The sequence below is a fragment of the Aeromonas sp. A04 genome (assembly GCF_047780465.1).
GTDB lineage: Bacteria > Pseudomonadota > Gammaproteobacteria > Enterobacterales > Aeromonadaceae > Aeromonas > Aeromonas bestiarum.
Genome location: NZ_JBLNHP010000002.1, coordinates 588413 through 606203, shown reverse-complemented (window position 1 = coordinate 606203; position 17791 = coordinate 588413). Strand labels below are relative to the sequence as shown.

General features: G+C 61.6%; 15 protein-coding genes. 6 read left to right on the top strand and 9 right to left on the bottom strand.

All coding sequences use genetic code 11. From position 1 onward, the window contains the following. Positions 1–73: 73 nt before the first annotated feature. Positions 74–1387 (top strand): isocitrate lyase, encoded by a 1314-nt coding sequence (aceA, locus tag ACM3N8_RS10490; RefSeq protein ID WP_098983519.1) that lies wholly within the window; start codon positions 74–76, stop codon positions 1385–1387. Between the two features lie 107 nt (positions 1388–1494). Here aceA and hda read toward each other — a convergent pair whose 3' ends face one another. The 3 genes from hda to upp all read right to left on the bottom strand — a co-directional run bounded on the left by hda (position 1495) and on the right by upp (position 4090). Continuing rightward, positions 1495–2196, bottom strand: a complete 702-nt coding sequence (gene hda, locus ACM3N8_RS10485) for a DnaA inactivator Hda (protein WP_416016063.1) — start codon at positions 2194–2196, stop codon at positions 1495–1497. A gap of 103 nt (positions 2197–2299) precedes the next feature. Then, positions 2300–3319 carry a DUF2066 domain-containing protein gene (locus tag ACM3N8_RS10480; protein WP_290017499.1) on the bottom strand — a complete coding sequence of 340 codons (1020 nt, stop codon included), beginning with the start codon at positions 3317–3319 and terminating at the stop codon, positions 2300–2302. 144 nt (positions 3320–3463) lie between these two features. Next, positions 3464–4090, bottom strand: a complete 627-nt coding sequence (gene upp, locus ACM3N8_RS10475) for a uracil phosphoribosyltransferase (RefSeq protein WP_043137488.1) — start codon at positions 4088–4090, stop codon at positions 3464–3466. A gap of 175 nt (positions 4091–4265) precedes the next feature. Between upp and purM the strand changes: the two genes are divergently transcribed. After that, the gene (purM, locus tag ACM3N8_RS10470; RefSeq protein ID WP_043137490.1) at positions 4266–5303 is read left to right on the top strand and encodes a phosphoribosylformylglycinamidine cyclo-ligase; all 1038 of its coding nucleotides are present in this window, start codon (positions 4266–4268) and stop codon (positions 5301–5303) included. A 5-nt stretch (positions 5304–5308) separates the two neighbouring features. Next, on the top strand, positions 5309–5947 hold the full coding sequence (gene purN, locus ACM3N8_RS10465) for a phosphoribosylglycinamide formyltransferase (protein ID WP_241279914.1): 639 nt from the start codon (positions 5309–5311) through the stop codon (positions 5945–5947). Between the two features lie 85 nt (positions 5948–6032). On the opposite strand, the gene ACM3N8_RS10460 is transcribed toward purN, so the two are convergent. The 5 genes from ACM3N8_RS10460 to ACM3N8_RS10440 form a co-directional block, all read right to left on the bottom strand. Continuing rightward, complete coding sequence (locus ACM3N8_RS10460; RefSeq protein ID WP_353851967.1) at positions 6033–6794, bottom strand: Nif3-like dinuclear metal center hexameric protein; 762 nt, start codon at positions 6792–6794, stop codon at positions 6033–6035. A 187-nt stretch (positions 6795–6981) separates the two neighbouring features. After that, a complete protein-coding gene (locus ACM3N8_RS10455) occupies positions 6982–8325 on the bottom strand; it encodes a sigma-54-dependent transcriptional regulator (protein WP_290017501.1) in 1344 nt (447 codons plus the stop codon). Further along, positions 8322–9356 carry a sensor histidine kinase gene (locus tag ACM3N8_RS10450; RefSeq protein WP_043137499.1) on the bottom strand — a complete coding sequence of 345 codons (1035 nt, stop codon included), beginning with the start codon at positions 9354–9356 and terminating at the stop codon, positions 8322–8324. Before ACM3N8_RS10450 ends, ACM3N8_RS10455 begins: the two co-directional genes overlap by 4 nt. A gap of 106 nt (positions 9357–9462) precedes the next feature. Continuing rightward, complete coding sequence (locus ACM3N8_RS10445; RefSeq protein WP_043137501.1) at positions 9463–10884, bottom strand: sigma-54 dependent transcriptional regulator; 1422 nt, start codon at positions 10882–10884, stop codon at positions 9463–9465. Positions 10885–11152: 268 nt separating this feature from the next. Beyond that, positions 11153–12028: a DUF2726 domain-containing protein gene (locus ACM3N8_RS10440; protein WP_043556654.1), complete on the bottom strand. Its 876-nt coding sequence runs from the start codon at positions 12026–12028 to the stop codon at positions 11153–11155. Between the two features lie 192 nt (positions 12029–12220). Between ACM3N8_RS10440 and ACM3N8_RS10435 the strand changes: the two genes are divergently transcribed. From ACM3N8_RS10435 to ppx, 3 genes are all read left to right on the top strand, one after another. Continuing rightward, positions 12221–12733, top strand: coding sequence for a glycine cleavage system protein R (locus ACM3N8_RS10435; protein WP_043137512.1), 513 nt, complete (start codon positions 12221–12223; stop codon positions 12731–12733). 75 nt (positions 12734–12808) lie between these two features. Next, on the top strand, positions 12809–14878 hold the full coding sequence (gene ppk1, locus ACM3N8_RS10430; RefSeq protein ID WP_043137514.1) for a polyphosphate kinase 1: 2070 nt from the start codon (positions 12809–12811) through the stop codon (positions 14876–14878). Continuing rightward, entirely contained in the window at positions 14868–16358 is a 1491-nt protein-coding gene (gene ppx / locus ACM3N8_RS10425) for an exopolyphosphatase (protein WP_098983502.1), read from the top strand. The genes ppk1 and ppx overlap by 11 nt, the downstream gene beginning before the upstream one ends. An 83-nt stretch (positions 16359–16441) precedes the next feature. Here the strand turns inward: ppx and mgtE are convergent, their stop codons facing one another. Further along, entirely contained in the window at positions 16442–17785 is a 1344-nt protein-coding gene (gene mgtE / locus ACM3N8_RS10420) for a magnesium transporter (protein ID WP_043137519.1), read from the bottom strand. Positions 17786–17791: the final 6 nt, after the last annotated feature.

Sequence of the window (17791 nt, the reverse complement as noted above, 5' to 3'; positions counted from 1 at the left end):
TCCGGGCCTCCCCAGCGGAGCCCGCCAATAACAAGTCAATGGAAACGTGAAATCAATGAAAGAGGGAACTGATATGGCACTGACCCGTGAGCAACAGATCCAGGCTATCGAGAAAGACTGGGCAGAAAACCCCCGCTGGAAAGGGATCAAGCGCGGCTACAGCGCCGAAGACGTGGTGAACCTGCGCGGCAGCTTGCAGCCGGCGCACACCCTGGCTCAGCGCGGCGCCGACAAACTGTGGGAACTGATCCACGGCAGCGCCAAGAAAGGCTACGTCAACTGTCTCGGCGCCCTGACCGGCGGCCAGGCGGTGCAGCAGGCCAAGGCGGGTATAGAGGCGATCTACCTCTCCGGCTGGCAAGTGGCGGCGGACAACAACTTGTCCTCCACCATGTACCCGGATCAGTCCCTCTACCCGGCCAACTCTGTCCCGTCCGTGGTGGAGCGCATCAACAACTCGTTTGCCCGTGCCGACCAGATCCAGTGGGCCAACAAGGTGGGTCCGCAGGATGCCGGTTTCATCGACTACTTCCTGCCTATCGTGGCGGATGCCGAAGCCGGTTTCGGCGGCGTGCTGAACGCCTTCGAACTGATGAAGGGGATGATTGAAGCGGGCGCCGCCGGCGTACACTTCGAAGATCAGCTGGCCTCGGTGAAGAAATGCGGCCACATGGGCGGCAAGGTGCTGGTCCCCACCCAGGAAGCGGTACAAAAGCTGGTCGCCGCCCGTCTGGCAGCCGACGTCTGCGGCACCACTACCCTGGTGATTGCCCGTACCGACGCCAACGCGGCCGACCTGCTGACCACGGATGCAGACCCTTACGATGCCGGTTTCCTGACCGGTGAGCGCACCGCAGAAGGCTTCTACAAGGTGCAGGCGGGGATCGAGCAGGCCATCTCCCGTGGTCTGGCCTATGCCCCTTACGCCGACATGGTGTGGTGCGAAACCGCCAAGCCGGATCTGGACGAGGCGCGCAAGTTTGCCGAAGCCATCAAGGCGCAGTACCCGGACACCATACTGGCCTACAACTGCTCCCCCAGCTTCAACTGGAAGAAGAACCTGGACGATGTCACCATCGCCCGCTTCCAGCAGGAGCTGTCCGACATGGGTTACAAGTACCAGTTCATCACCCTCGCGGGCATCCACAACATGTGGTTCCACATGTACGAACTGGCCTACCAGTACGCCCGTGGCGAGGGGATGAAGCACTACGTCGAGATGGTGCAGGAGCCGGAATTTGCCGCCGCCAGCCGTGGTTACACCTTCGTGGCACACCAGCAGGAAGTGGGCACGGGTTACTTCGACAAGGTGACCACCGTCATCCAGGGTGGCCAATCGTCAGTGACAGCGCTGACAGGTTCCACCGAAGAAGATCAGTTCCACTGATAACTGCATGCGAGCCACCGAGCTCGAACAAAAACCCCGGCCAGGTGCCGGGGTTTCTTTTTACTCGCAGCTCAAGGATGCAGCGCAGACAGGCGGTCACCGTCGGCTCAGAGTTCGAGGATCTCTTTGACGAAGGGGATGGTGAGCTTGCGCTTGGCGCGAAATGAGGCGTTATCGAGCTGATTGAGGGTGGTAAGCAGGGTGCGCATGTCGCGGGAGAGTCGGTTGAGCAGGAAGCGGCCCACATCGATGGGCAATTTGAAGCCCCGCAGCTCGGCACGCAGCTGCAGGGCACTGAGCTTGCCTTCATCATCCAGCTCGTCGAGATGGAAACTCACCCCCCAGTCGAGGCGGGAGGCGAGATCCGGCAACTGCAGCCCCAGCTTGCGCGGTGCGCTGCAACCCGTGACCACCAGGGTCCCCTCACCCTTCTCCTGCCAGCGATTGTAAAAATTGAACAGGGCCCGCTCCCACAGCGCATTGCCGGCGATGGCTTCCAGACTGTCCAGACAGACCAGCGGCAGGCTTTCGAGGGCATCGAGCATACTGGGATCCAGCTGTTCGAACTGATCGAGGGAGAGATAGGCCGCCGCCGCATCGCGGGCATTGACCTCGGCGCAGGTGGCGTGCAGCAGGTGGGAGCGTCCCGATCCCTTGGCGCCCCAGAAATAGAGGAAAGGTGATCCCTGACCGATGGCCGCATTCTTGAGGGCGGTGATCAGATGAGCATTGTTGCCGGGATAAAAACTGACGAAGGTTTCATCATCCGGTAATTGTACGGCTAAAGACAGTTGGGCCGGTTGCTTCACTCGTTGGGCTTTGACTGTGACATTTGTGGCTGAGTGTATCATCGCAAAGGCAGATAGAGAACCGCCCGGACTTGGCCGGGCGGTTGGTACAAGGCAGAAATGATCAGGGCTGCGACCATTGGTAGCGCAAACCGCTGTCATTATCATCAATCTGGCGCAGCCGGCTCTCCAGTTGCAAGCCACGGATGAGCTCGGCCTTGTCCCCCTGCAATGCGAGGTTGAAGGTGACCTTGTCCCCCTCCAGCTTGCCTATCTCCACCTTGGTGACGCTAGCCATGCCCTGCAGCATCTTCTGCACCGTGATCATGCCGTCTATGCCGGACAAGCCTTCCACCACCAGGGTCTGGCTGGAGGCGACACCCGAGATGCGCGCGCCATAGTTTTGTACCAGCCAAGCCGCCAGCCCATCGGCAAACCCCTGTGCCACCTCGGCCTGGGTGCCGCTGCCACTGCCGCGGGTCAGCTCGGCCAGCTCGCCACCGGCCTTGGGTCCATAGAGGCCCCAGTCTATGCTCCACTTCTCCCCTTCCGGGGTCAGCTTGCCCAGCACCACCATCTCGGCGCCATAACGCTGGCTCGCCTTGAGGATGGGATCGGCGAAGCGGCCCCAGACATCGGTGGCATTGACCGCCATGTTGTCATCGAGATCCATCAAGGGAATGCTGACCGGCAGGCCCATGGCCTGGCTCTGGGTTCGCAGCGCGGAGGCCCAGCCATCGCTGGACTGATCCGGCAGGACGCGGCGCTCTCCCTCATTGATCACCAGCCAGATGGCCACCTGAGGCCGGGCCGGCCCAAGCAGGGCAAATTTGCTCTGGGAGATCAGGGCGTTGACCTTGGCGACGTCAAAGTCGGCCTTGAGAAACTTGACCGGCCCCACGTCCTGATAGCCGTAGTGCTGCACATAGTCGCCAGGGGCGGCCAGCGCCTTGACCACGGCCGGCTGGGTGAGGATATCCCGCTTGCCGGTCACCTTGACCAGCACATCCCCCAATGCCTGGGACTGGGCCGCCACCATGTCGCCGCTGGTGGGCGCCTTGCCCTGATAGAGATCGGTCACCTGAGCGGCCGAGACCATGAATGACAAGCTGCAGCAGAGGGCTGTCACAACACGTTTGAACATGAGAAGAGTCTCGAAATGGGAGATGGTGCTTATGGTAGCGGCAAGGCGCGTATTGCAGCAAGCTGGAGGGGGATAAACAGCGGAGCCGGCGAGGCGCCGGCTCCGATCACCCCTTCCACGTGGGAAGCGGGTCAATGCATCAACTTACTTGGTACCGAAGATCTTGTCGCCGGCATCGCCCAGACCCGGGACTATGTAGCCCTTTTCGTTCAGGCCTTTGTCGACGGAGGCGCAGTAGAGCTCTACATCGGGGTGAGCGGCTTCCAGCGCCTTGATCCCTTCCGGCGCAGCAACCAGCACCAGCACCTTGATGGACTGGCAGCCTTTCTTTTTCAGCAGGTCTATGGTGGCGATCATGGAGCCGCCGGTGGCCAGCATGGGGTCGATGACCAGTGCCAGACGCTCTTCGATGTTGCTGACGATTTTCTCGAAGTAGGGAACCGGTTGCAGGGTCTCTTCATCGCGGTAGATACCGACCACACTGACGCGGGCGCTCGGCATGTGCTCCAGCACGCCATCCATCATGCCCAGACCGGCACGCAGGATAGGCACGACTGTGACCTTCTTGCCCTTGATCTGGTCAACTTCCACTGGCCCGTTCCAGCCATCGATGGTAACCTTCTCGGTTTCGAAGTCAGAGGTCGCTTCGTAGGTCAACAAACTGCCCACTTCTTTGGCCAGTTCACGGAAACGCTTGGTGCTGATATCACCTTCACGCATCAGCCCGATCTTGTGTTTGACCAGGGGGTGTTTGACTTCAACGACTTTCATTATTATCTCCTCTAACTGCCGCAAAAAAATCGCGGAATCATACAACAAAAGCCGCCGCTTGTAGAGCTTTTCCACGCAAAAACGCGCAAACGATTTCCTTTCTGCTTTTACCCGGCCACTGTTAGAATACGCCCCGAATTTTACCCTCCACTTCTTTATATGACGGGGAATACGCGTGACTGACAAAACCTCACTGAGCTACAAGGATGCCGGCGTAGATATCGATGCCGGCAATGCACTGGTTGAACGTATCAAGGGCGTGTCAAAGCGCACTCGTCGTCCTGAAGTCCTTGGTGGTCTTGGCGGCTTTGGGGCCCTGTGTCAAATCCCTGCGGGCTACAAGGAGCCGGTACTGGTCTCCGGCACCGACGGTGTGGGCACCAAGCTGCGTCTCGCCATCGATCTGAAAAAGCACGATACCGTCGGCATCGACCTGGTGGCCATGTGCGTCAATGACCTGATAGTGCAAGGCGCCGAGCCGCTGTTCTTCCTCGACTACTACGCCACCGGCAAGCTGGATGTAGACACGGCCGCGGCCGTGGTCACCGGCATAGGTGCGGGCTGCGAGCAGTCCGGCTGTGCCCTGGTGGGCGGCGAAACCGCCGAGATGCCGGGCATGTATGAAGGGGAAGACTACGACATCGCCGGTTTCTGCGTCGGCGTGGTGGAGAAGAGCGAGATCATCGACGGCAGCAAGGTCGGTGACGGCGATGCCCTGATCGCCCTGGCTGCCAGCGGCCCCCACTCCAACGGTTTCTCCCTGGTGCGCAAGATCCTGGAAGTCTCCAAGGCAGACGTGCATCAGCCACTCGGTGACACCACTTTGGCCAACGCCCTGCTGGAGCCGACCCGCATCTATGTGAAACCCGTGCTCAAGCTCATCAAGGAGTGCGAGATCCACGCCCTGTCCCACATCACGGGCGGCGGCTTCTGGGAGAACATCCCACGCGTGCTGCCCGCCAACACCCAGGCGGTGATCGACGAGCAGAGCTGGCAGTGGCCGGCGGTGTTCAGCTGGTTGCAGCAGGCCGGCAACGTCACCCGCCACGAGATGTACCGTACCTTCAACTGCGGCGTCGGCATGATCATCGCCCTGCCTGCCTCCCAGCTGGAGAAGGCCCTGACCCTGCTCAAGGCGGAAGGCGAGAACGCCTGGCACATCGGCCATATCGCCAAGGCTGCCGATGGCGAGGAGCAGGTCATCATCCGATGAGCCCGATGACACGCATCCTGGTGCTGATCTCCGGCAGCGGCAGCAACCTGCAGGCCATTCTCGACAGTTGCGCCAGCGGCAAGATTGCCGGCGAAGTGGTTGGCGTCATCAGCAACAAGGCCGATGCCTATGGTCTGATTCGCGCCAAAGAGGCCGGAGTGGCGACCTCCATTCTGGCCCAGCAGCAATTTGCCAGCCGGGATGACTACGACCTCGCCCTGCAGGCGTTGATGGCGGACTATAAGCCGGACCTGGTGGTATTGGCCGGCTTTATGCGGATCCTGAGCGCCCCCTTGGTGCGCCACTTCGCGGGGAGGATGATCAACATCCACCCCTCGTTGCTGCCGAAATACCAGGGTTTGCACACTCACCAGCGCGCCATCGACGCCGGTGACAGTGAGCACGGTGCCAGCGTCCACTTCGTCACCGAAGAGCTGGATGGCGGCCCGGTGATCCTGCAGGCCCGCGTCCCCATCTTCGAAGGGGACGACGCGGACGAGGTGGCTGCCCGGGTGCAAGTGCAGGAGCACAGCATCTACCCGCTGGTGGTGCAGTGGTTCTGCGAGGGAAGGCTGAGAATGCAAGGTGATGCCGTCCTGCTGGACGGTGCCGCACTTGGCCCGGCGGGTTATGCCAGCGAGTAGCGGAAACACCGAGATGTGAAAAGGGAGGCCTGCGGCCTCCCTTTTTTGTCTTTTGCAGTACAGCGGCCATCGGCCGGCGCAGGACTTAAACCGGATTATCGATGTCGATAAAGGTCACCTCCAGCCCGTGCACGGTCGCCAGCCACTCTCCCAGCGCCTTGACGCCATAGCGTTCGGTGGCGTGGTGGCCGGCGGCGTAGAAGTGCATGCCCATCTCGCGGGCTGTGTGGATGGTCTGCTCGGAGGCTTCGCCCGAGATGAAGGCATCGATCCCCTGCTCCGCTGCCAGATTGATATAACTCTGGCCACCGCCGGTGCACCAGGCCACGGAGCGGATAAGCTCGGGGCCGCTGTCACCGCAATGCAGCGGCTCACGACCGAGCCGCTCTGCGATGAGCTTCGCAAAGTCGCGGCCGCTCATGGGTTCTTCCAGCTTGCCCACCATGGCGACGCTCTTGCTGTTCCAGGGCTCCAGGCCGCGGCGCACCTTGATGTCCAGCAGCTTGGCGAGCTGGGCATTGTTACCCACCTCGGGATGCACATCCAGCGGCAGATGGTAGGCAAACAGGTTGATGTCGTGGGTCAGCAGGGTCTTGAGACGGCGTTGTTTCATGCCGGTGATCTGGGCCGGTTCGCCGCTCCAGAAGTAGCCGTGGTGCACCAGGATGGCATCCGCATCGGCGGCCACGGCCGCGTCGATCAGGGCCTGGCTGGCGGTGACCCCGGTCACCACCTTGCGAATGCGCTCGCGCCCCTCCACCTGCAGGCCATTGGGGCAATAGTCTTTGATGGCGTGGGGTTCGAGCAGATGGTTCAGTAGGGTTTCGAGTTTCCGATGAGAGATCATAAGGGTCCCTTGTTGAGGCCAGGTTCCCCTGCTCTACCAATAAAAACAGGGTCCAGGCACAAAGCGCCGAGGACCCCATGATAATCGAGCCAGACCGCCAAGACCATGACAGTTCCCTGGCAGGACACGCCAGCCGCGCGGATAAAGGCACCGGGTCGCCAGGCCCCAGGCGATGCCCGCCCCGCACTCAGGCGGGCAGATCTATCCCCGCCTCCCGCATCTGGGCCAGCTTGTAGCGCAGGGTGCGCGGGCTGATGCCGAGCCGGTCGGCTACCGCCTTGCGGCTGCCGTTGCAGTCTTGCAGGGTATCGAGGATGATCTGGTGCTCCTGCTGCTTGAGCTCGCTGCCCAGATGCTCGCTGCCACTGCTGCGCTCGCTGCCGGTGAAGCGGATCTCCTCCTCGTCCACCTCTTCCAGGATGAGGTGCTCGCAGCCGATGAGCCCATCCGGGCTCAGGATCAGGGCACGCTGCACCACGTTGTCCAGCTCCCGTACGTTGCCGGGCCAGGGATGGGCCAGCAGGCGTTCGCGCGCTGCGTCTGCCAGCTGCGGCGTCGGCAACCCCTGCTGGCTGGCATGCAGCGCCAGCAGGTGCTCCGCCAGCGGCAGTATGTCGCCGGGCCGCTCCCAGAGCGAGGTCCAGCGCAGCGGGAAGACGTTGAGACGGTAGTAGAGATCCTCGCGGAACAGGCCATCCTGCACCGCCTTCTTGAGATCCCGGTTGCTGGTGGCGATGACCCGCACATCCAGCGGGATCAGCTTGCGGCTGCCGAGCCGCTCCACCTCTTTCTCCTGCAAGACCCGCAGCAGCTTGGCCTGCAACCCCAGATCCATCTCGGTGATCTCGTCGAGCAGCAAGGTGCCGCCCTGGGCCTGTTCGAACTTGCCTGGGCACCCCTGCACGGCGCCGGTGAAGGCCCCCTTCTCGTAGCCAAACAGGGTCGCCTCCAGCATGTTTTCCGGGATGGCGGCGCAGTTGATGGCGACGAAGGTCTGCTCGGCACGGCTGGAGTTGTCGTGAATGTAGCGGGCCAGCACCTCTTTCCCCGTCCCGCTCGGGCCTGTCACCATGACGGTAGCCTCGCTTCGGGCCACCCGGGTCGCCAGCTGGAACAGCTCGGCGGTCTTGGGATCCCCGTAGACCACGGCGCGCTTCTCCACCTTCTGGGCCGGTACATAACGGCTGACCTGGTTAAGCAGCACTTCGGGCGAAAACGGCTTGGCGAGGTAGTCGATGGCCCCTTCGCGCATGGCGCGCACGGCCCCGTCTATGTTGGCGTAGGCGGTCATCAAGAGCACAGGCACCTGGGGATATTGCTGGCGAATGTTGGCCAGCAGGGTCAGGCCATCCATGCCCCCCATCTGGATATCCGAGATCACCATGTCAAAGCTCTGGCGCGACAACGTCAGCAGGGCGCGCTCGCCGCTGTCCGCTTCTCGGCACTCGTAGCCGCCGAGCAACAGGGTATCCACCAGCGCCTCGCGCAGGCCATTGTCATCTTCCACGACCAGAATACGGGCCTGAGTCATGCGACACCTCCAAGCTGCACCGCTTGCTGATGCAGGGGGAACGACAGGGTAAAGCAGGTGCCTTCAGCGGGCACTGAGGCCACGCTGACCTCCCCCTGATGGGCACGTACCACGGATTGCACCACAGCCAGACCCAGGCCTGTGCCCTGGGAGCGGGTGGTGAAGAAGGGTTCGAAAATCTGGTTGAGCAGGTGAGCGGGCATCCCCTTGCCATTGTCGAGGATGCGCATCTCCACCCGGGCGCCGCTGCGCACCGCACTCACCAGCAGTGAGGTAGCCCCCGCCTGCTGGGCGTTGGCAATCAGGTTGTTGATGGCCCCCGCCAGCGCATTGCTGTTGGCGAGCAGGCAGAGATCCGGCTCGGGCGCCTCCATGTGCAGCTCACAGCCCTGCTGGTTGCAAAATGCCTCGGCACCGGCCTGCACCTCCGCCAGCAATCCCTGGACCGAGATGGGCGTCACCACCTGATTGTCACCGTTGCGGGCGAACAGCAGTATGTCGTTGATCTGTTTCTCCAGATCCTTGAGCCGATCCATCAACTTTTGCTGGAACTGGCTGCGCGACTCGGGCTTGAGGGTGCGGTTGGCCAGGTTGGCCGCATAGAGCATGGCGGCGGAGAGCGGTGTGCGGATCTGGTGTGCCAGCGAGGCGGCCATGTTGCCCAGGGCAGACAGCCGCTTCATGTGGTTGACTCTGTCCTGCAGTTTGCGGGTTTCGGTGAGATCCGTGATGAACACCAGCTGACCGGGTTGATCCGGCAGCGGCTGGGTCGAGAGCTGCACCCGACGGCCGTCGCGCAGGGAGATCTCGTGACCGTCATCCTCACGGGGCTGGAAACAGCGAGCGATGATCTGGCGCCAGGCCTGGCCTTCCAGCGGCTCCCCCAGCAGCGCCAGAGCGGCGGGGTTGGCACGGGTGATGCGCCCCTCGCCATCGAGCAGCAATACACCGGTCGGCAGCGCCTGGAAGATGGCGTAGAGCTGGCTCACCTCGTGAGACTGGAGTGGATTGTCTTGCTGCTGGGCTGTCATAAAGCTGACCTCAAACTGGCTATTGGGTCAGGTTATTCAATTTCCATGCCACTAAAATTATCACTAAAAATCAAAGCCTTGAACAAAGGCGTCAAGGCTTTGACCCTTATACTTCCTTGCTCATCCCGTATTTTTTCATCTTCTCCACCAGGGTGGTACGACGCATGCCGAGCAAGTCGGCGGCGCGGGCCACCACCCCGTCCTGGGACTCCAGGGCCTGGCGGATCAGCTCCACCTCGAGGTCGGCCAGCATCTCCTTGAGATTGACCCCCTCCTCCGGCAGCTGCATGGCACGGGAGTGGCTGGCACTGTGCTCCAGCTCGGGAGGATCCTGGAACACGGCGGCCAGCGCGTCGCGCTCGTCCATCTCGGTCAGCCGTTCATCCCTCGGCTCACACGGCAGCAGACGATAGCGGCTCGGCAGGTCGGCCACGTCGACTATCTGCTGCGGGTAGAGGATGAGCAGTCGCTCCAGCAGGTTGGAGAGCTCGCGCACGTTGCCGGGCCAGGGGTACTGCATCAGGGACTCCAGGGCCCGCTGGGTCAGGCGAATGATGCCCTGATGCTGCTCGGCATGGCGGTTGAGCAGCTCCTGCAGCAGCAGGGGAATGTCGTCGATGCGATCCCGCAGCGGCGGCGTCTCAATCGGGAAGACGTTGAGGCGGTAGTAGAGATCTTCACGAAAGCCCTGGGTGCGGATCATGGCCTCCAGATCTCTGTGGGTGGCCGCGATGATGCGCACGTCCGCCTGGATCGGCTTGCCACCCCCCACCCGATCGAACAGCCGCTCCTGCAATACCCGCAACAACTTGACCTGCATCGGCAAGGGCATGTCACCGATCTCGTCGAGGAACAGGGTGCCACCCTGGGCCAACTCGAAGCGGCCCCGGCGGGCGGCGATGGCGCCGGTGAAGGCGCCCTTCTCGTGGCCAAACAGCTCGCTTTCCAGCAATTCGGCCGGGATGGCACCGCAGTTGATGGGCACGAAGGGACCCCCGCTGCGGGGAGAGAGCTCGTGAATGGCGCGGGCCACCACCTCCTTGCCGGTCCCGGATTCCCCCAGGATCAGCACGTTGGCCTCTGTCTCCGCCACCTGGCTGATGAGACGGCGCACCTCCTGGATACCCCGCCCCTTGCCCACCAGCAGACGCAGCAGCGCCTGGCCCTTGTCGTGAGTCTGTTGACGGGGATGCAGGGAGACAAACGCCTGACAAAAGTGCAGATGGCGAGTGAGGGATTCGTAGGTGAAGGGAGCTTCGGCGACGCCGATGAAGTTGCTGTTGGGGAAATCCGCCTCTACCAGAGACAGGAAGGGTACCCGGGGAAAGCTGGTCAGCAGCTCATCCAGCGAGCGGCCGGTCAAGGTTCCCGCCAGCACCCCTTGCAGCGGGCCGGACGACTCGATGGCCACATCCAGCTCGTTCTCGACTATCTCCTGCCACGGGATCCCCATGAACGAGAGCACAGTGCCCAACTGTTGGCGCCGCTGCGCATCGGCATCAACAATCAATACTCCCATCGCCATCATATACATCCCTCTTATAATCGACGTAACTTATTGTTTTATTGTGCTTATGTGGTCTAGCCACGCACTTTATGCAGGAGGCACAAAGTGCCAAAATTCCGACGCATTGTCAAAAATTGTCGCATTTAACCTAAGTTTATCGACGCAACTGCGGAATAAGATAAATTTTGTCGCCTCTTTTTTTGATGAGAGGCGCAAACAAGCGCAAGAGACGGGACGAGCAGCCACCCGTTCCCGGCACCATGACGAGGCCGGGAACGGCGACAGGGGGTCAGTGACGGGCGTTCGTGTGAGGCGCGGCGTAGCGGCACTCGGGGAAGCGGCTGCAGGCCATGAACAGGCGGCCGGCATGAGGCCCTTTTTTGGCCTCCCGCTCGACCAGCGGGGCATCGCAGCGAGGGCAATGAGGCGCCTGGTGCGGGTGATCGTCCTCTTCGTCGTCCACCTCGGCAAACAGGTTGTCCACCAGTTCGCTGTCTGTGGCAGAGACCAGGGCACTCCTGACCGGGGTCGTGACGGTCGACATGGTCGAGGAACTGGAAGGCGAGCGGCCGCCATGACGGGTCTCTTCCGTGTCGACGCCATCCAGCAACAGGGGACTGAAGGTCGGCTCGCGACGCTCGCCCGGCATCAGATCGTCGGCCAGCGGCGCGGTCGTCTTGATCAACAGCGGCAGGATCAGATCCCGCAACTCTTCCACCTGATAGTGGCTGCTTGCCGGGATCTGCAGCAGCGGCAAACCGGCGCTGTCGAAGGCAGCCTTGAGGAAGCTGTCCCTGGCTCTGCGCTTCTGCTGGCGGTGGGAGCTGTCATCGAGTTCGATGGCGCAGATGAAGGAGAGATCGGCCGGGTGGCAGAGCAGGTAATCCAGGTGCTTGGCGCTGATCTTGTTGAACGCCTGCTGCCACTTGCTCTTGCCCATACCCGCCTCAGGGGTGAGCACATCGGCCACCCGCACCTTGGCAAACACCCGGGCCTTGTCACCGACCGCGAGATCCAGCACGCCGAGGAAGGAGCGCTCGGCCGGACTGAACAGGGTCTCCTGCACATCATAGGGCAACGGCTTGCCTTTCTTGCCTCGGGTCCAGAAGACCGCCAGCAGGAGCAGCACCAACAACACCAATCCCGATACGACAAGGGTATTCATGAGCGCACTATCCAGTTCACAAAACAAAAGAGGGGCATCACTCTACCACAGGGGCCCAGTGGCAGGCAGCGCTGAAACATGGCCCTTCCCCTCCCTTCTGCGCTTTTTCACCCTATTTACGCCGGGCGGGGCTTCATATGGCCTGTCACAGCAGGCACAATGCTACAGAAACCCAATTCCAAGGAGAGCAGGATGCAAAAGCAATTGGTCGTGACAGTGATAGGCACAGACAAACCCGGCATAGTCGAGAGTCTGGCGGATGTCATCACTCAGCAGCAGGGCAACTGGCTGGGCAGCTCCATGAGCGAGCTGGCGGGGCAATTTGCCGGCATCCTGCACGTGACAGTACCCGACGAGCACTACCGCAGCCTGTGCGAGGCGCTGGTGATGCTGCCCGGCCTCACCGTCAGTTTTGCCGAAGGCCAGCCCGGCCAGGAGCCGGAGCGTCAGGTGATGCTCAGCGTCACCGGCAACGACAGAGCCGGCATAGTCCACGAAGTGGCCAGCATATTGCGCCAGCTCAACATCAACGTGTCCGACCTCACCACGGGTTGCGAGCCGGCCCCCCACTCCGGCGCCCCGCTCTTCTACGCCCATGCCCTGGTGGCCCTGCCGCCCCAGCTCGAACTCGACGATCTGATCACTGCGCTGGAGTCTCTCTCCGACGATCTGGTGGTCGACATAGACCAGGCGTTCGCCGACTGAGCGGCTGGTCATCACACTGTCATATTTTCACGCCATTACTGCCGCGCAGACGCGACCCGACCACAGAGGCATCACATGAGCACCGACAAGCAGTATGAAGAGAAAGAGCTGAGCTGGCTCTCATTCAATGAACGGGTGTTGCAAGAGGCAATGGACAAGACGGTGCCCCTCATAGAGCGGGTCCGTTTCCTGGGGATCTTCTCCTCCAACCAGGATGAGTTCTTCAAGGTGCGGGTGTCGGACGTCAAGCGCCGCATCCTGATCAACGAGGTGCACGGCGGCGACGACGAGGCCAAGGTGCTGCTGCGCGCCATCCAGCAGAAGGTAATGGCGCTCGGCGAAGCGTTCGACAACACCTACAAGGAGCTGTTGATAGCGCTCGCCCGCCACAACATCTTCCTGGTCAACGAGAGCCAGATCTCCGAGTCGATCCAGCAGTGGCTGCGGGTCTTTTTCAGGGAGAAGGTGCTGCGCCACATCATCCCTATCCTGCTCAACAAGGAGGTCAACCCGGTCAAGTTCCTCAAGGACGAGTACACCTATCTGGCCATAGAGATGAAGAAAAATGGCCAGGTGATCCAGTACGCCCTGGTGGAAGTGCCGACCGACGATCTGCCCCGCTTCTTCCAGCTGCCGCCGGAGGGCACTCGCCGCAAGAAGCAGATCATCATTCTGGACAACGTCATCCGCTTCTGTCTCGACGAGATCTTCAAGGGCTTCTTCGACTATGACGAGATAGCCGCCTACGCGGTCAAGCTGACCCGGGATGCCGAATATGATCTCTCCGACCAGCTGGATCTCAGCCTGGTGGACAAGATGAGTGACGGCTTGAAGCAGCGCCTCACCGCCATGCCGGTGCGCTTCGTCTACGAGCGGGAGATGCCCGCCGCCATGATAAGCTTCCTGAAGCTCAAGCTGCAGATCAGCTCCTACGACGCCATCATGCCGGGTGGGCGCTATCACAACTTCAAGGATTTCATCGGCTTTCCCAACGTGGGCCGGGATTATCTGGAAAACCCCAAGCTGCCGGCCCTCGATTGCCGCGACTTTGACGGCTTCGTCAACGCCTTCGATGCCATCGCCAAGCAGGACATACTGCTCTACTACCCGTACCACAAGTTCCACCACTTCACCGAGCTGGTGCGCCAGGCGGCGTTCGATCCGGCGGTCAGCGCCATTCGCATCAACATCTACCGGGTCGCCAAGAAGTCGCGCATCATCCACTCCCTCATCGATGCCGCCAACAACGGCAAGAAGGTGACTGTAGTGGTGGAGTTGCGCGCCCGTTTCGACGAGGCGGCCAACATCGACTGGGCCAACATTCTCACCGACGCCGGGGTCAAGGTGGTGTTCGGGGTGCCGAGCCTCAAGATCCACTCCAAGCTCTGCCTCATCACTCGCCACGAACATGGCGAGGCGGTGCGCTACGCCCATATCGGCACCGGCAACTTCAACGAGAAGACGGCGAAGATCTACACCGACTTCTCCCTGCTGACCCGACACCCGGACATCACAGCCGAGGTGGAGGGGGTATTCGAATACATCGAGTACCCCTATAAACGTTACAAGTTCAACCACCTGCTGGTCTCCCCCATCAACAGCCGCCGTCAGCTCTATCGACTCATCGACAACGAGCTCTCCAACGCCAAGGCGGGCCAGCCCAGCGGCATCACCCTCAAGATCAACAACCTGGTGGACAGGGACCTCATCAACCGGCTCTATGCCGCCGGCCAGGCCGGGGTGCCGATCCAGATGATCATCCGCGGCATGTGTGCCCTGCGCCCCGGAGTGCCGGGTCTGAGCGACAACATCCAGGTGATCAGCATCATAGACCGCTTCCTCGAGCACCCGCGGGTCATGGTGTTCCACAACAAGGGCAACCCCCAGCTCTATATCTCCAGTGCCGACTGGATGAGCCGCAACATAGATGGCCGGATCGAGGTGGGGACCCCCATCTACGACGAGCGCCTCAAGCAGCGCATCCTGGATATCTTGCAGCTGCAGCTCAGCGACACCTGCAAGGCAAGGGTCATAGATGCAGACCAGCAAAACGCGTATGTGAAACGGGGCAACCGCCGCAAGATCCGTTCTCAGGTCGCGATTTACGACTACCTCAAACGCATAGAGTCAAACAATGGACAATAGCCTGTACGCCGCCGTGGATCTTGGCTCGAACAGTTTTCACATGGTGATCGCCCGCCTCAACGAGGGACGTCTGCAGATCGTCGATCGCATCAAGGAGCGGGTCCGGCTGGCGGAAGGAATGGATGCACAGCGCCGCATGTCGGTGGAAGCCATGGGCCGGGGGCTCGAGTGCCTCGCCCTGTTTGCCGAACGACTGACCAACATCAAGCCGGATCAGATCCGCATTGCCGGCACCTATACCCTGCGCCGCGCCAGCAACGCCCGCGAATTCGTGAGCGAGGCGACCAAGGTGCTGAACCATCCCATCGAGATCATCAGTGGTCAGGAAGAGGCGCGCCTCATCTATCAGGGGGTTGCCCATACCCAGCATATCGAAGGCCAGGTACTGGTGGTGGACATAGGCGGTGGCAGCACAGAGCTCATCATAGGTGAGGGGTTCGATCACAAGGCACTCACCAGCCGCAAGATGGGCTGTGTCAGTTTCACCCAGAGCTTCTTTGCCAACGGCAAGCTGAGCGAGAAGGCCTTCAACAATGCCGTACTGGAGGCCCAGCATCAGCTCGCCCCCATCATCAACCAGTATCGCAAGCTGGGTTGGCAGAGTTGCCTCGGCAGCTCCGGCTCGATCCGCACCGTGCGCGACGTGCTGCAAGGGGAAGGCTGGACCGATGGCGCCATCACGCTGGCGGGGCTGGAGCGGCTCAAGCGGGAGATGCTCGACCACAAGCGGGTCGATCAGTTGAAGCTTGCCGGCCTGACCGAGGAACGCCAGGAGGTGTTTGCCGCCGCAGTGGCCATACTGCTCGGGCTCTTTACCTCCCTGCCGATCGATCGGATGGAGTATTCGGACGGCGCCCTGCGCGAAGGGCTGCTGTACGAATTCGAGGAGCGCTTGCAGCACCACGACATTCGCGAGCGTACCGCACTGGCGCTGTCCACCCACTATCGCATCGACAAGCGTCAGGCCAACCGGGTCGAGCAGAGCGTGTTGACCCTGTTCGATGCGCTGAGCGGTCCCTGGGAGATGCCGGAGGAGCCCTACCGCGCCATCCTCGGCTGGGCGGCGCGACTGCACGAGATTGGTCTGGCCATCAACTACAGCGGCATCCATCGCCACTCCGCTTACATCTTGCAGAACACGGATCTGCCCGGCTTCAACCAGGACGATCAGGCCCTGCTGGCGGCTCTGGTGCGGTTTCAGCGCAAGGGACTCAAGCTCTCCGAGCTCCCTCCCCTGCCCAACCACGACGAGCAGACTGTGCTGCGTTGCATTCGCATCCTGCGCCTCGCCGTGGCGGCGCACCACAGGCGCCAGGACAACCTGTTGCCGGAATGGAAGGTACAGGCCGCCGAAGATCAGCTGGTGGTCACCCTGCCGATCGATTGGTGCGACGAGAACCGCCTGCTGATCCAGAACCTGGAGAAAGAGCACCGTTATTGTCAGGAGCAGGGCTGGCCACTGCTGTTTCAGCTCAGCTGATCCCGCCTGTTCGGCAGGCAGACAAGCAAAAAGGCAGCCCAGGCTGCCTTTTTGCTGTTTGACTCATCCGCGTCAGGTGCGGGTTACTGCAACTCGGGCAGCAACAACTTGGCCATCTCGAAGTAGATGATGAGGCCGGTACCGTCCACCAGGGTGGCGATGAAGGGGGCAGACACCACGGCCGGGTCAATCCGGAAGCGACGCAGCACCATGGGAATAATGGATGCCACAGTGGCGCTCCACAGCACGATGGCGATGATGGTAAAGGTCACAACCATGCCGATCTCGGGACCGACGCCCAGGCTCCAGGCCCGGATCCAGGCTGCCACTGCAATCGCCGCCGAGATGAGCAGACCGGTGGAGAGCTCCTTCTTCAAGACAGTCCCCAGGTTGCGCATGCTCACTTCGCCAACCGCCATGGCGCGCACTATGGTGGTGGTGATCTGGGTACCACTGTTACCGCCGGTACCTATGAGCAACGGGATGAAGAAGGCCAGCGCGATGGCGGCTTCCAGCTGCTCCTCGAACGCCCGCAGCACAGTACCCGTATAGGCTTCGGCCACGAACAGGATCAACAGCCAGCCGATCCGCTTGCGCCACAATTGCCAGGGGGTCGCCTGCAGATAGGGAGTATCGAGCGGCGAGGAACCACCCTGCATCTCGGCATCCTCGGTGGATTCGAGTTCCAGGATGTCGGCGGCATCATCCACATGGAAGATACCCACCAGCTTGCCCTGCTCCTCCACCGGCAAGGTCGAGATGTCGCGGTCGATCAGCAGGCGTGCCGCCAGCTCCTGATCCGCCCGGGCATTGATGCGCACCGCATCCCTGTCCATCAGCTCGCTGACCGGCAGCAGAGGATCCGCTATCAGCAAGGATTTGAGCGCGATGCTGCCGAGCAGGCGATTCTCGGTGTTGACCACATAGAGGTGCTGGAACAACTGGGCGTTGTCCCAGGCATCGTGGATCAGCTGCTTGGCACTGCCCACCGTCTCCTGATCGCCGATGGCCAAAAATTCATGGCGCATGTTGGCACCGACCGATTCGGTCGGCCAGTCGAGCAGGGAGTAGAAGGTGGACTGCACCGGCTCCGGGAAGCGGGAGAGCAGCATGGTGCGATCGCTGCTACCGAGCCGGCGCAGTATGGCCAGCATGTCGCGACGGGGCATGGCCCCTTGCAACAGGCCGACTATGCTGGCGTGCAGCCGCATCAGCAGACGTCCGGCACAATCGGCCGACAACGAGCTGAGCAGCGCCGCACCTTCGGCAATGGGCAGGGTATCGAAGATGCAGTTGAGCTCTTCCGGACGCAGGGTCAGCAGTTGATCGGCACGCTGAACCGGATCCAGATTATTCTCCAGCCAGCCCTGCAGGGCGGCCAGATCGAGCAGTTGATGACGATTGAGTAGAGTCTGTGTTTTCTTCATCACAAA